The following is a 14,662-nucleotide window of genomic DNA, read 5'->3' as shown; positions in this document are numbered from 1 at the left end:
CCTTAAAAGGTCCGTGGATTACTCGTCAGCGTTATCGCTGTTGTCGCTGTCATCACTATCAGCGCTTTCAGCGCCTTCGTGCTCAGGACGGTCGCGACGCTCACGGCGCTCACTGCGGTTTTCTTCAGCCTTGAGCATCTCGGACTGGCCGGTAACGGCTTCGTCGCGACGGATGACCAGGTTACGGATCACTGCATCGTTGTAGCGGAAGTTGTCTTCCAGCTCGGCCAGGGCCTTGCCAGTGCACTCAACGTTCAGCATCACGTAGTGAGCCTTGTGAACATTGTTGATTGCGTAGGCCAGTTGACGACGGCCCCAATCTTCCAGACGGTGGATTTTGCCGCCGTCTTCTTCGATCAGCTTGGTGTAACGCTCAACCATGCCGCCGACTTGCTCGCTTTGATCCGGGTGGACCAAAAAGATGATTTCGTAATGACGCATGAATGCTCCTTACGGGTTGTAGCCTGCCGCTCAAAAGCGGTCAGACAAGGAGTGAATGACACTTATGGACTTGCGGACGCTAGACACGTTGGTGCCTGCCATCACAGCAAGGGGCGCAATTGTAGAGAAGGGGCGAGGGAGGCGCAAGGTAATTGGTGATTATTTGAACAGCCACCAACTCATGCCACACCACAAAACACTGTGGGAGCGGGCTTGCTCGCGAATGCGGTACTACATCCAACATATTTGCTGAATGTTACTCCGCTTTCGCGAGCAAGCCCGCTCCCACATTTTGATTGCGTCGAGCTTAGGACTTCTTGGCAGCAGCCTTGGCTTTGACACTGCGCTGACGCTGCGCTTCGAACAGGCATACACCCGTCGCCACGGAAACGTTGAGACTGCTGACGCTACCGGCCATCGGCAGGTTCACCAGGTAGTCGCAATGCTCGCGGGTCAGGCGACGCATGCCCTTGCCTTCGGCGCCCATGATCAGGATGGTCGGGCCGGTCAGGTCCTGGTCATACAGGCTGACCTCAGCTTCACCGGCCGTACCGACAACCCACAAGCCGCGCTGCTGGAGTTTTTCCAGGGTGCGCGCCAGGTTGGTCACGGCAACCAGCGGAATCACTTCCGCCGCGCCGCAGGCGATTTTTCGTACAACCGGAGTCAGGGTCGCCGACTTGTCCTTCGGTACGATCACTGCCAGCGCGCCCGCCGCATCGGCGGAACGCAGGCAGGCGCCGAGGTTGTGCGGATCGGTCACGCCATCGAGCACCAGCAACAACGGCGCGCCGTCGGTGCGATCGAGCAGCTCGTCGAGCATCGCCTCGCCCCAGACCTGGCTCGGACTCACGTCCGCGACCACGCCCTGGTGCACGCCTTCAACCCAGGCGTCCATTTCGCGGCGCTCGGCCTGGCCGACCTGGACCCGGTTTTCGTTCGCCAGCTCAATCAGCGTCTGGACCCGAGGGTCATTGCGACCTTCGGCCAACCAGATCTGCTTGACGCGTTTCGGGTGGTGACGCAACAACGCTTCTACAGCATGTACGCCGTAGATCTTTTCCAACTGACTCATGGCTTGGCCTTAGGTTTACGCGCCCCGCCACTCTTGGCTGGAGCCGAGCCCGCTTTTGGCGGGCCTTTACGATGTTTGCTCGGTTTGGCTGGCTTGCCGCCGACGGCCTTGTCAGGCGTCGACCGACTGGTCTTTCCCCCAGACGCCGCTTTACCGCCGCTTTTCGCACCGGCGAGCAACGCCTGTTTCATTTCACGACTTTTGCGCACTTCGGCGTTTTTCGCCGCCGCATCGCTCGGGCGATAGGCCTCGACAGCTTTTTCCTTGGCAGGACGACGGCCGGTTTTCGCCGGTGCCGGTTCTGCGGCCGACTTGGAGGCAGGTGCCGCAGTTTCGGCGCCACGCTTCTTGCGACCGATTGGCGCGTTGATGGTGTTTTCAGCCATCTCGAAGTCGATCTTGCGCTCGTCGAGATCGACGCGCATGACCCGCACTTCCACGGTATCGCCAAGGCGGAAGCTGCGACCGGTACGCTCACCGGCCAAGCGGTGGTGCACAGGATCGAAGTGGTAGTAATCGCCCGGCAGCGCGGTGACGTGCACCAGGCCTTCGACGTAGATATCGGTCAGCTCGACGAACAGACCAAAACCGGTCACGGCGGTGATCACACCCGGGAACGATTCGCCCACACGATCCTTCATAAACTCGCACTTGAGCCAGTTCACTACGTCGCGGGTCGCTTCGTCGGCACGGCGCTCGCTCATCGAGCACTGCTCGCCAAGTTGCTCCAGGGCCGCTTCGTCGTATGGATAGATGCGCGCTTTCGGAATGGTCATCGCACCGGCACGGCGAACGTGCGGGGTGTTCTGCTTCGAATGGATCACGCTGCGAATCGCCCGGTGCGTGAGCAAGTCCGGGTAGCGACGGATCGGCGAAGTGAAGTGAGTGTACGCCTCGTAATTCAGACCGAAGTGGCCCTGGTTGTCGGCGCTGTACACCGCCTGGCTCAACGAACGCAGCATGACGGTCTGGATCAGGTGGAAATCCGGACGATCCTTGATACCCGCCAGCAATGCCTGGTAATCCTTCGGCGACGGACCATCCTTGCCTTTGTGCAGGGACAGGCCGAGTTCGCCGAGGAACGCGCGCAGCTTTTCCAGACGCTCCGGTGGCGGACCATCGTGGACGCGATACAGCGCCGGGATTTCGTGCTTCTTCAGGAATTCGGCGGTGGCCACGTTGGCCGCCAGCATGCATTCCTCGATCAGCTTGTGCGCATCGTTGCGCACGGTCGGGCGGATTTCGGCGATTTTGCGCTCGGTACCGAAAATAATCCGGGTTTCCTGGGTTTCGAAATCGATCGCGCCACGTACGTGACGGGCCGCCAGCAACACCTTGTACAGCGAGTACAACTGCTTGAGGTGCGGCACAACGTCGGTGTATTCACCGCGCAGCTTGCGCCCTTCGGTGGCTTTCGGCGTTTCCAGCATCGCGCTGACCTTGTTGTAGGTCAGACGGGCATGGGAGTGGATCACCGCTTCATAGAAGCAGTAGTCGGTCATTTCGCCGGATTTTGAGATGGTCATCTCGCAAACCATGGCCAGGCGATCGACTTGCGGGTTCAGCGAGCACAAACCGTTGGACAGCTGCTCAGGCAGCATCGGAATCACGCGCTCAGGGAAGTACACCGAGTTGCCGCGAACCTGCGCTTCGGCATCCAGCGCCGAACCGAGCTTCACGTAGCTGGATACGTCGGCGATCGCCACGTACAGCTTCCAGCCGCCCGAGAACAGGCGCAGCTTGCCCGGACGGGCTTCGCAGAAGACCGCATCGTCGAAGTCGCGGGCATCTTCGCCGTCGATGGTGACGAACGGCAAATGACGCAGATCGATGCGCTTCTCTTTGTCTTTCTCTTCGACTTCCGGCTTGAGCTTGCCGGCTTCCTTGAGCACGGCGTCAGGCCAGACGTGAGGAATGTCGTAGGTACGCAGGGCAACGTCGATCTCCATGCCCGGCGCCATGTAGTTGCCCACGACTTCAACCACGTCCCCTTGCGGCTGGAAGCGTGGCGTCGGCCAGTGAGTGATCTTCACTTCGACGAACTGACCGATCTGCGCGTTGGCGTTACGACCCGGCGTCACCAGCACTTCCTGCTGGATCTTCGGGTTGTCGGCAACCACGAAACCGATGCCGCCCTCTTCGAAGTAGCGGCCGACGATGGTTTCGTGAGCGCGGGACACCACCTCGACGATCATGCCTTCGCGGCGACCACGACGGTCCAGACCGGATACACGGGCCAGCGCACGGTCACCATCGAACACCAGACGCATCTGCGCCGGGCTCATGAACAGGTCATCGCTGCCATCGTCCGGCACCAGGAAGCCGAAGCCATCACGGTGACCGCTGATGCGACCCAGGATCAGATCAAGCTTGTCCACCGGCGCATAAGTGCCGCGACGGGTATAGATGAGTTGAGCATCGCGCTCCATGGCGCGCAGGCGGCGGCGCAGGGCTTCGATCTGGTCTTCTGTGGTCAGACCAAACTCTTCGACCAGCTGCTCGCGGTTAGCAGGCGAACCTCGATCAGCAAGGTGCTGAAGGATCAGTTCACGGCTAGGAATAGGGTTTTCATATTTTTCCGCTTCACGAGCGGCCTCGGGATCGAGGGACTGCCAATCGGCCATTAGAGAGTTTTCACCTTGTCTATATGCGGGTTAGTTTGGCATAGGCGTAATGAAACGGGAAATTTCAGGCTAAGACGACCCATCTAAAGCCCTGTATCGACACCGCAAAGCTGTTTTGAAGACCGCTGGCGAAATTTTCCAGGTTTTTTTGATGTCGGGGGTTTACAGTTAAAAAGACGCTCCGTATAGTGCGCGCCATCGACAACGGACAACGTTGCCGATACTGCCCAGATGGTGAAATTGGTAGACACGCCAGCTTCAGGTGCTGGTGACCGCAAGGTCGTGGAAGTTCGAGTCTTCTTCTGGGCACCAATTTCGAGCTTGAGATTAGTTCAATTTCAAGGCTCACACAAAAACCCGCGAAAGCGGGTTTTTGCATTTTTGACCACTGGTTTATTATTTTTAGAATCAGGGGTTTACAGATCAAAATGCTCTCCGTATAGTGCGCCACATCAACAGCGGCAACGCTTTCGATGAATGCCCAGATGGTGAAATTGGTAGACACGCCAGCTTCAGGTGCTGGTGACCGCAAGGTCGTGGAAGTTCGAGTCTTCTTCTGGGCACCAATTCAAATTCAAGGTTACGACCTTGGATTTCACAAAAACCCGCGAAAGCGGGTTTTTGCGTTTCTGGCCCCTCAAAAACAACCCACCCTCTTCTGTAGGAGCGAGCTTGCTCCGGGCGGCGTTCCGACGATGCACTCAAATTTAACGGTTGCTAACAGATAGAACGCGCCATCGTTCACGCCCATCGCGAGCAAGCTCGCTCCTACAGGAATCAGCGTCCGCATTTGAGAAACAATATCGTTTATCATTGTTACAAGTTTTTGCAATGTGACAGTGAGGAACCCTGCGAATGATGTTTCGAAATACCCTGCGCCGCGGCCTGATCACCACCCTCCTCGGCCTGGCACTCGCCACTCCCCTCACCCAAGCCGCCGATCCGGTTGCCCTGACCCTCTACAACGGCCAGCACAAAGAAGTCGGCGACGCGGTCGCCAAGGCCTTCGAAGCCAAGACCGGCATCCACGTCAATGTGCGCAAAGGCAGCAGCAACCAGCTCGCCAGCCAGATCGTCGAAGAAGGCGATCGCTCCCCCGCCGACGTGATCTACACCGAAGAGTCGCCGCCCCTGAACAAACTCGGCGAACAAGGCCTGCTGGCCAAGACGGATGACGCCACGCTGGCCGTTCTGCCCAAGGAATACGTCGCCGGCAACGGCACCTGGATTGGCGTGACCGCACGGGTGCGCGTCGTCGCCTTCAACCCAAAGCTGATCGATGAAAAAGACCTGCCGACATCGGTGATGGAATTCTCCGATCCTAAATGGCAAGGCAAAGTCGGCTTCGTACCCACCAGTGGTGCCTTCCAGGAGCAAGCGGTAGCGATCATCAAGGTGCACGGCATGGACGCCGCCGAAGAATGGCTGACCGGGCTGCGCGCATTCGGCAAGACCTACAGCAACAACATGGTTGCCTTGAAAGCGGTGGAAAATGGTGAAGTCGCCACCGTGCTGGTCAACAACTACTACTGGTTCGCCCTACAGCGTGAAAAAGGCCAGCTCGACTCGAAACTGCATTACTTCACTGGCGGCGACGTCGGTGGACTCATCACCGTTTCCAGTGCTGCTGTGCTCAAATCCAGCAAACACCCCAAGGAAGCACAACAATTGCTCGCCTACATGGCTAGCGAGGAAGGCCAGCGCGTGATCACCCAGACCACCGCCGAATACCCGCTGCACAAGGGCATGGAATCTGATCGCGGGCTCAAGCCATTCAGCGAACTGGAAGCACCAAAAGTCACGCCTGCCGACCTCGGCAACGCCGAAGAAGCGCTGGACCTGGAACGTGACGTTGGCCTGAATTGATGGGTGCCTCACTGTCCGCGCATCACGCGTACGCACCACGGCGCAAGCGGCCGTCTATCTGGCTGATACTGCCCGTGTTGCTGCTGGTGGCGCTCAGCCTCCTGCCGCTGCTGTATGTCGGCCTGAAAGCCTGGCAGGCGGGCTGGGCAGAAGCACTGCATTTGCTATGGCGACCCTATGTGTTCGGCTTGCTGCGCAACACACTCACATTGATGATTGGCGTCACCGTTGTTTGCGGGATAATCGGATTGTCGCTGGCCTGGTTGCTGGAGCGCAGCAATCTGCCGGGCCGACGATTGTGGGGCGTGATCCTCTGCTTGCCATTCGCCGTTCCCGCCTTTGTCAGCAGCTTCACCTGGGTTTCGCTCAGCGCTCATTTCGAGGGCCTTGGCGGGGCTATCCTGGTGATGAGCCTGTCCAAATACCCGCTGATTTTCCTGCCCGTAGCGGCAACGCTGCGCAACCTTGACCCGTCCCTCGAAGAGTCCGCGCGCACGCTGGGGCAGAATCGTTGGGGCGTATTTTTCAAGGTCACCCTGCCCCTGCTCTGGCCTTCGCTGCTCGCGGGTTCGTTGCTGATTGCCCTGCACATGCTGGTGGAGTTCGGCGCCTTGTCGATCATCGGCCTGCAAACCTTCACCACGGCGATCTATCAACAGTTCGAACTGGAGTTCAGCAATGCCAACGCGGCGATGCTCTCCGCCGTACTGCTGATGTTGTGCCTGGCGCTGCTGTGGCTGGAGTTGCGCGTGCGCGGCAAGGGTCGACACGTGCGCACCGGCCAGGGTGCAGCGCGACGCGCGGAACAGGTTCAACTGGGATACTGGACCGTGGCAGGACAACTTTATTGCTTGCTGCTGGCAATCATTGGCAGCGGGATTCCGCTCGGCATGCTGGCCTACTGGTTGGCGGTGGGATCATCGGCCGCCTTTCCCGTGGCGGCTATCGGCGAAGCATTGCTGTCCTCCCTCGCACTGTCGCTGGGTGGCGCGGCACTGTGCCTGGTGCTGGCGGTGCCAGTCGGTCTGCTGGTGGTGCGCTACAAAGGCCAACTGGCGATCTGGGCCGAGCGCCTGCCGTACCTGCTGCACGCCCTGCCGGGGCTGGTCATTGCCCTGACCCTGGTGTATTTCGCCCTGCACTACGTGCCGATGCTTTACCAGACTTCGGCATTGCTGCTGATCGCCTACGCCCTGCTGTTTCTGCCGCTGGCCCAGGCGCCGATCCGCACCGCCCTGAACAAGGCGGCGCCACAGCTTGAGGAGGCGGCCCGCACTCTGGGCGCCTCCTCATTCAGTGCCTTTTGCCGAGTGACACTGCCGATTATTTTCCCGGCGCTGGGCGCGGCTTTTGCCCTGGTGTTCCTGGATGCGATGAAGGAACTGACGGCGACCTTGCTGTTGAGTCCAACCGGGCTGAATACACTGGCGACGGAAGTCTGGGCGCATACGGCGAATGTGGAGTTTGCGGCGGCTGCGCCTTATGCGGCGTTGTTGATATTGGTGTCGGGGTTGCCGGTCTATTTGCTGACGACCCGGATGTATCTGAGTCGCTGAAACCGCTTTCGCGAGCAAGCCCGCTCCCACTGTGGTCCTCTGTCGAACACAAATATGATGCTCACAAAGAGCCAATGTGGGAGCGGGCTTGCTCGCGAAGGGGCCGGCACAGGCAATAGATCAAGCCCTGAACTGCCCCAGGCTCGCCTTCAACTGCGCCGCCAGACCATCGAGCACCTTGCCGCTCGCCGTGGTCTCCACAACGGCTTGCGCCGCCTTCTCAGCCTGCGCGTGAATGGTCTGGACCCGCCCTCGCACTGCCTGCGCACCCTGTGCCTGATGCGCCGCGGCCTGGGTGGCCAGACCGATCGCCGCATGGACCTGCTCGACCGATGCCTGCACCGACTGCTGCAACCGCGCACTGTCACGCAACACCAGCAAACCCTCACTGGCCTGGCGCCCGGCCTGACCGATTGCCGCCACCGCCTCACGCGCGCCTTGTTGCAACGCCACGATATGCGCCTGAATATCGCCAGTGGAGCTTTGCGTCTTGCTCGCCAGCGCCCGCACCTCATCGGCCACCACGGCAAACCCGCGCCCGGTCTCGCCGGCACGCGCCGCCTCAATCGCCGCGTTCAGCGCCAGCAGGTTAGTCTGCTCGGCGATCCCGTGAATCACCGTCAGCACCACCTCAATCTGCTCACTTTGCTGCGCCAGACGCTCGATGACTTGCGCCCCGGTATTAACCTGACCCGCCAGCTCCTCGATCAGGCTGCCTACTTTCGCTGACGTCCGAGTGTTTTCATCGGTGGCCTGGCGAATGTCCACCACCTGCTTCAGCGCCGCCTGCATCGCGTGGCTTTCCGACTGGGCCTCATCAGCCATTTGCGACAGCGCACGCAAACTCTCCGCCACCTCGTCTCGCTGCATGCCAGCCGCTGCATCCGCACCGGCATTGCGCAAGGTCATCGCTCCGATCTCCACTCCGGTACGCTGGGCCACATCGCCCGCCTCGCGCACGATCGGCTGCAACTTATCCACAAAGCGATTGACCGCCGAGGCCATGTCGCCGATTTCATCCTTGCTGTTGATCTGCACACGCTTGGTCAGATCGCCCTCGCCCGCCGCCAGGTCATCCATGGCTACGATCAGCATTTTCAGGCGATTGACCACTCGGCGACCGAGCACCACCGCCAACAACAGCAGGACACCGAAACCCACCACCGCCAGACACACGCCGATGCGCCAGCGCAATGTCGCAGCAGCTTCCTGCACGGTGCTGGTGGTGTTGGCCTTCATTTCAGCCGCCGTGGACTGCGCCGACTGCAGGCGCGAGCGCATGGCCGTTGCGCTGTCAGCGGCCGCGCCCTTGAGGCTGTCGCCCACCAGTTGATCGCTGCTGGCGATCAACGCAGAGAAGCGCTTGTCGAGGGCCGCCAGATCAGTCTCCACCGAAGCCGTCGAGACCCCCATCAGGACCTTGCCGATTTCTACGCCATTGGGATTGATCGGGGCCTCGATGTAGAACACCGAAGGATCGTTCTTCGCCGCATCCAGCACCTTGTCCAGCGCCCGCTCGCCCTGGCCTTTTTCCAGCAGCGCCTTGTTGATCGGGTTTTCCCGATTGAGGTAGCGCGTCAGGTGCTGGCCGGTGGCGTCGTCATAGACCACGAACAGCACGTTGGGATTGCGCTGGGCCCGGCGGGCGAACTCGGAAAGTGTCGGAATGTCGTTGTCCCACATGGCGCGGGGCGCGACGGAAGCCAGAAGCTGCGCCATGTCGCTGGCGGAGTCCTTCAGGTCTTTTTCCAGCGTTGAGCGCAACTGCGCCTGTTCGTCCTTCAGTCGCGAGGATAAACCGGCCATGAGGCGCTGACGCGTACTGGTGGAGAGGCTGTCGAGGCTCGACGTGACTTCACGCCCCGCCTGCTCAAGTTCAGCGGAAAGCTTTTGACTGTCCGCACCCAGGCGCAGGCCCAGATCGGCTTCCAGCGCGGTCACCGTGCTCCGGGTCAGAGCAACAGCCACCAGCACCTGCACTAAAAGGGCGATACCGAGGGTAACGAACACGGGCCGCAACAAACGGCTCTGTAACAATGAGAGAACGGCCGACACTTGATATCCCTCTGCAAAAGCGCCATTAAATTGATGGCACGTCAAAAGTGACGTTTTAGGCAAAGCTAATAGCAAAGGTCATGCCGTCCGACAGGCATAAACGACAAAGACCCCAATTAAGGGGCCTTTGTGTTTTACATCAACGACTTATCAAGCAAACGGATGGCGCAGAACGATGGTTTCGTTGCGGTCCGGGCCCGTCGAAATAATGTCGATCGGCGCGCCGATCAGCTCTTCAACGCGCTTGATGTAAGCACGGGCGTTAGCCGGCAGCTCTTCCAGGGTTTTGGCACCCACGGTCGACTCGGTCCAGCCCGGCACTTCTTCGTACACAGGCTGCAGGCCCACATAGCTGTCAGCATCAGTCGGGGCAACGGCCTTGCCTTCTGCATCCTTGTAGCCGACGCAGATGTTGATGGTTTCCAGACCGTCGAGCACGTCCAGCTTGGTCAGGCAGATGCCCGAGATGCTGTTCACATCGATAGCGCGACGCAGGATAACAGCGTCGAACCAGCCACAACGACGAGCACGGCCGGTAGTCGCGCCGAACTCGTGGCCTTGTTTAGCCAGGTGCGCACCGACTTCGTCGAACAGCTCAGTCGGGAATGGACCCGAACCTACACGCGTGGTGTAAGCCTTGGTGATGCCCAGGATGTAGTCCAGGAACATAGGGCCAACACCCGAACCGGTAGCAACGCCGCCAGCAGTGGTGTTAGAGCTGGTCACGTACGGGTAGGTGCCGTGGTCGATGTCCAGCAACGAACCCTGGGCGCCTTCGAACATGATGTCTTTGCCAGCGCGACGCAGGTCGTGCAGCTCGGCAGTCACGTCCAGCATCAGCGGCTTGAGCAGCTCAGCGTATTCCTTGCACTCGGCCAGGGTCTTGTCGAATTCGATGGCTGGCTCTTTGTAGTAACCCACCAGCATGAAGTTGTGGTAATCCACCAGTTCACGCAGCTTGTCTTCAAAGCGCGGCATGTTGAGCAGGTCGCCCACACGCAGGCCACGACGTGCAACCTTGTCTTCGTAGGCCGGGCCGATACCGCGACCGGTGGTACCGATCTTCAGCTCGCCACGGGCCTTTTCACGGGCCTGGTCCAGCGCAACGTGGAAGGACAGGATCAGCGGGCAGGACGGGCTGATACGCAGGCGCTCGCGCACCGGTACGCCTTTTTCTTCCAGCTTGGTGATCTCGCGCAGCAGGGCGTCAGGTGCAACCACCACGCCGTTGCCGATCAAGCACTGCACGCCTTCGCGCAGCACGCCCGACGGGATCAGGTGCAAGACAGTTTTTTCGCCATCGATCACCAGAGTGTGACCAGCGTTGTGGCCACCCTGGTAGCGCACTACGGCGGCAGCATGTTCGGTCAGCAGATCAACGATCTTGCCTTTGCCCTCATCACCCCACTGGGTGCCCAGGACTACGACATTCTTACCCATAACACTTGTCCTCATTCGCGCAAACTTGGTGCCGGCGGCGGCCGGCAGGAAAACTCAAGAAGCCAGTGGCGATACTTGCCAAAGCCCGTTCTGCTGAATCAATTGCCGGTCGCAGTCCGCTTCACGGGCGGCGGCAAAAGGCTGTCCAGGCAAGGCCTGAACGACACGCTGACCCTCACTGCGCAACTGGCAAACCTGCTGCCAGAGTGCCGCATCCGTACTGTCAGGCATCCAGATACCGCCAGACGGTAGCTCGATCTCAGCACGCCCCAGGGTCACCAGGGTTTTCAAATCGGTGGAAAAGCCGGTCGCCGGACGGGCGCGACCGAAGTCGGCGCCGATGTCGTCGTAACGACCGCCCTGGGCAATGGACTGGCCAACACCCGGTACGAACACGGCGAACACCACACCGGTGTGGTAGTGGTAACCGCGCAACTCGCCCAGGTCGAAATACAGCGGCAGCTCAGGGAAACGCACGGACAGCCGCTCGGCAATCGACAGCAAGTCGTCCAGCGCTGCCAGAACAGGGGCCGGCGCCTTGGCCAGACGCTCGCGGGCAGCGCTCAATACTTCACGACCGCCACACAGATCGACCAACGCCCGCAGCATGCCCGACAGATCGGCAGGCAAGCCTTCAGTCAAGGTAATGACCTCGTCGATGGCCTTACGTTGCAAGGCATCGAACAACTGCTGCTCGACTTCACCGGACAAACCGGCGGCGCGGGCCAGGCCACGGTAGATACCGACATGACCGAGGTCCATGTGCACATCCGGCACATCGGCCAGTTGCAGCATGGCCAGCATCAGACTGATGACTTCGACGTCGCTGCTCGGACTGCCGTCGCCGTACAACTCTGCACCCAGCTGAATCGGGCTGCGCGAGGACGACAAGGCGCGAGGCTGAGCATGCAGCACGCTACCGGCATAGCACAGACGGCTTGGGCCTTCACGACGCAGGGTGTGCGCATCGATGCGTGCCACTTGCGGCGTGATGTCGGCACGGAAACCCATCTGACGGCCCGATTGCGGGTCGATGACCTTGAAGGTGCGCAGATCCAGGTCCTGGCCCGCGCCGGTCAGCAGGGATTCCAGGTACTCGATATGGGGAGTCACGACAAACTCGTAACCCCAGCTCTGGAACAGATCCAACACCTGACGACGCGCGACTTCAATACGCGCAGCTTCCGGTGGCAGTACTTCTTCGATGCCATCTGGCAGAAGCCAGCGGTCTACCGTTGCCATTACGCCTTCCCCTATCTCCGGGCGACCAGCCTGTCGGCGAGCCTTGAGTGAAGCAGAAAATGATCGGCTTGCGCACAAACCACGCGCATGAGCGACGGAGCGAAAAGCCCTTCTACCGGCTTCGCCAACCACTTTCCTCGAAAAACTGTCGAGCCAATCGGCCCGGCATCTGCTTGAAAACAGCAATCAAACATGCAGACGCAAAAAAGCCGGGAATTTCCCGGCTGCCGCATCATACACACGTTTTCCCAAAGGATCACCCCGCCAGAGGTTTTAGCCGCCCGGCGGGGGATAAATCAGGTCAACGCCGTATCAAGGCTTGGCTTTTTCCAGGTAGTGGAAGAAGTCGCTGCTTGGGTCGAGGACCAGGACGTCGGATTTGTTCGCGAAGCTTTCACGGTAGGCGCGCAGGCTACGGTAGAACGCGTAGAACTCCTGATCCTGACCGTAGGCCTTGGAGTAGATCGCAGCAGCCTGGGCATCACCGTCACCGCGAACCTCTTCGGATTCACGATAGGCTTCAGCCAACAGCACGCGGCGTTGACGATCGGCGTCGGCACGGATGCCTTCGGCCAGCTCGTTACCCTTGGCGCGGTGCTCGCGAGCTTCACGCTCACGCTCGGTGCTCATACGTTCGAACACGCTGCGGTTCACTTCTTTCGGCAGGTCGATGGTCTTGACCCGAACATCGACCACTTCGATGCCCAGCTCTTTCTCGGCCATCTTGTTCAGCGAAGCCGTGATATCCGCCATCAGCGCATCACGTTCACCCGACACCACTTCGTGCAGGGTGCGCTTACCGAACTGGTCACGCAGGCCCGATTCCAGACGACGGGACAAACGTTCGTCGGCGATCTGCTTGAGGCCGGAAGTCGCGGTGTAGTAACGCTCTGCGTCCTTCACGCGCCACTTGGCGTAGGCATCGACCATCACGGCTTTCTTTTCCAGCGTCAGGAAGCGTTGTGTCGGTGCGTCCAGCGTCATCAGGCGTGCGTCGAATTTACGCACCTGGTTAACGTAAGGCACCTTCACATGCAGGCCTGGCTGGACATCGGTCTGGACCACGCGACCGAACTGCAGCAACACCGCACGCTCGGTCTGAGCCACGATGTAGAAGCAGTTCCAGGCAGCGATCGCCACGACGACGCCAACAATAAGGGCGATCAGCGATTTATTGCTCATCAGCGACTCTCCCTGGTACGTGCTTGCTGTTGCTGCAGATCTGCTGCCGCACGCGCATTCGCTTCATTGCTGGTGGCTGCCGCGCCGGTCACCGGAGTGCTGGCGCTGCGACCACTTTCGACCATCTTGTCCAGCGGCAGGTACAGCAGGTTGTTCTGGCCGTTCTTGTTGCCGGTCACGAGAACCTTGCTGGTGTTGGTGAAGACTTCCTGCATGGTGTCCAGGTACAGACGCTGGCGGGTGACTTCAGGAGCCTTGCGGTACTCGGCGACCAGTTTGGTGAAGCGATCGGCCTCACCCTTGGCGCGCGAGACGGTTTCGTCACGGTAGCCATTGGCATCTTCGAGAATGCGCTGGGCCTGACCACGGGCTTCCGGCACGACGCCGTTGGCATAGGTCTCAGCCTGGTTACGCGAACGCTGTTCGTCTTCACGGGCGCGGATCACGTCATCGAAGGCTTCCTGGACTTCACGCGGTGCCGCTGCGCTCTGAACGTTGACCTGGGTGACGGTGATACCGGTGCGATAGGTGTCCATGAAGCGTTGCAGACGCTCCTTGATCTCGCTGGCCATCAACTCACGACCTTCGGTCAGCACCTGGTCCATCGCGGTGGAACCCACCACATGGCGCAAGGCGCTGTCGGTCGCGTGCTGCAGGCTGATTTCCGGCTGATCGACGCTCAGCACGAAATCCTGCAGGTTGCTGATCTTGTACTGCACGGTCAGCGGCACTTCGACGATGTTCTCGTCTTCAGTCAGCATCTGGCCCTGCTTGGTGTAGGCACGCTCACGCGTGACGTTCTCCATGTACTTCTTGTCGATCGGCGGGAAGTAGATGTTCAGGCCCGGACCCACGGTTTCGTAGTACTTGCCGAAGCGCAGCACTACAGCTTGCTCCTGCTCGTCGACGACATAAACCGCGCTGTACAGCCAAACGGCGGCCAGCACGACCAGACCGATGCCGAGCAGGCCGCCAAAGCCGCCACTCCTGCCCGGACCACCGCCGTCGTCGCCACCACGTTTCTTACCGCCACCGAACAAACCGTTCAGGCTTTCCTGCAGCTTTCGGAAGGCCTCGTCGAGATCCGGTGGTCCCTTGCGGTCGCCGTTGTTACGACGCTTGCCACCCCAAGGATCCTGATTATTCGAGTTGCCACCCGGCTCATTCCAAGCCATAGCGCT

The 14,662-nt window shown here is 60.2% G+C and carries 10 protein-coding genes and 2 tRNA genes; 4 read left to right on the top strand and 8 right to left on the bottom strand.

Annotation, left to right across the window (positions count from 1 at the left end):
* Positions 1–18 precede the first annotated feature (18 nt).
* The 3 genes from rpsF to rnr form a co-directional block, all read right to left on the bottom strand.
* Positions 19–441, bottom strand: coding sequence for a 30S ribosomal protein S6 (gene rpsF, locus KGB28_RS20785; protein ID WP_008048087.1), 423 nt, complete (start codon positions 439–441; stop codon positions 19–21).
* A gap of 307 nt (positions 442–748) precedes the next feature.
* Positions 749–1,516 carry a 23S rRNA (guanosine(2251)-2'-O)-methyltransferase RlmB gene (rlmB, locus tag KGB28_RS20780; RefSeq protein ID WP_007973273.1) on the bottom strand — a complete coding sequence of 256 codons (768 nt, stop codon included), beginning with the start codon at positions 1,514–1,516 and terminating at the stop codon, positions 749–751.
* Positions 1,513–4,140, bottom strand: coding sequence for a ribonuclease R (rnr, locus tag KGB28_RS20775; RefSeq protein ID WP_223447614.1), 2,628 nt, complete (start codon positions 4,138–4,140; stop codon positions 1,513–1,515). Before rnr ends, rlmB begins: the two co-directional genes overlap by 4 nt.
* A gap of 225 nt (positions 4,141–4,365) precedes the next feature.
* Here rnr and KGB28_RS20770 point away from each other — a divergent pair.
* From KGB28_RS20770 to KGB28_RS20755, 4 genes are all read left to right on the top strand, one after another.
* Positions 4,366–4,452, top strand: a tRNA-Leu gene (locus KGB28_RS20770).
* A gap of 167 nt (positions 4,453–4,619) precedes the next feature.
* Positions 4,620–4,706: transfer RNA gene (locus KGB28_RS20765), tRNA-Leu, on the top strand.
* 289 nt (positions 4,707–4,995) lie between these two features.
* Positions 4,996–6,006: an extracellular solute-binding protein gene (locus KGB28_RS20760; protein ID WP_056725448.1), complete on the top strand. Its 1,011-nt coding sequence runs from the start codon at positions 4,996–4,998 to the stop codon at positions 6,004–6,006.
* Positions 6,006–7,562 carry an ABC transporter permease gene (locus KGB28_RS20755; protein ID WP_223447612.1) on the top strand — a complete coding sequence of 519 codons (1,557 nt, stop codon included), beginning with the start codon at positions 6,006–6,008 and terminating at the stop codon, positions 7,560–7,562. Before KGB28_RS20760 ends, KGB28_RS20755 begins: the two co-directional genes overlap by 1 nt.
* Positions 7,563–7,682: 120 nt before the next feature.
* On the opposite strand, the gene KGB28_RS20750 is transcribed toward KGB28_RS20755, so the two are convergent.
* From KGB28_RS20750 to hflK, 5 genes are all read right to left on the bottom strand, one after another.
* On the bottom strand, positions 7,683–9,617 hold the full coding sequence (locus KGB28_RS20750; RefSeq protein WP_223447610.1) for a methyl-accepting chemotaxis protein: 1,935 nt from the start codon (positions 9,615–9,617) through the stop codon (positions 7,683–7,685).
* A 150-nt stretch (positions 9,618–9,767) separates the two neighbouring features.
* Complete coding sequence (locus KGB28_RS20745; RefSeq protein WP_046039830.1) at positions 9,768–11,057, bottom strand: adenylosuccinate synthase; 1,290 nt, start codon at positions 11,055–11,057, stop codon at positions 9,768–9,770.
* Between the two features lie 54 nt (positions 11,058–11,111).
* Entirely contained in the window at positions 11,112–12,299 is a 1,188-nt protein-coding gene (locus KGB28_RS20740) for an ATP phosphoribosyltransferase regulatory subunit (RefSeq protein ID WP_223447608.1), read from the bottom strand.
* A 312-nt stretch (positions 12,300–12,611) separates the two neighbouring features.
* Entirely contained in the window at positions 12,612–13,481 is an 870-nt protein-coding gene (gene hflC, locus KGB28_RS20735; protein WP_056725458.1) for a protease modulator HflC, read from the bottom strand.
* Positions 13,481–14,656, bottom strand: coding sequence for an FtsH protease activity modulator HflK (hflK, locus tag KGB28_RS20730; RefSeq protein WP_223447606.1), 1,176 nt, complete (start codon positions 14,654–14,656; stop codon positions 13,481–13,483). Before hflK ends, hflC begins: the two co-directional genes overlap by 1 nt.
* Positions 14,657–14,662 lie beyond the last annotated feature (6 nt).

Source organism: Pseudomonas sp. BF-R-19, assembly GCF_019956445.1.
Lineage (GTDB): Bacteria > Pseudomonadota > Gammaproteobacteria > Pseudomonadales > Pseudomonadaceae > Aquipseudomonas > Aquipseudomonas fluorescens_BH.
This window is presented reverse-complemented; position numbering and strand designations above follow the sequence as displayed.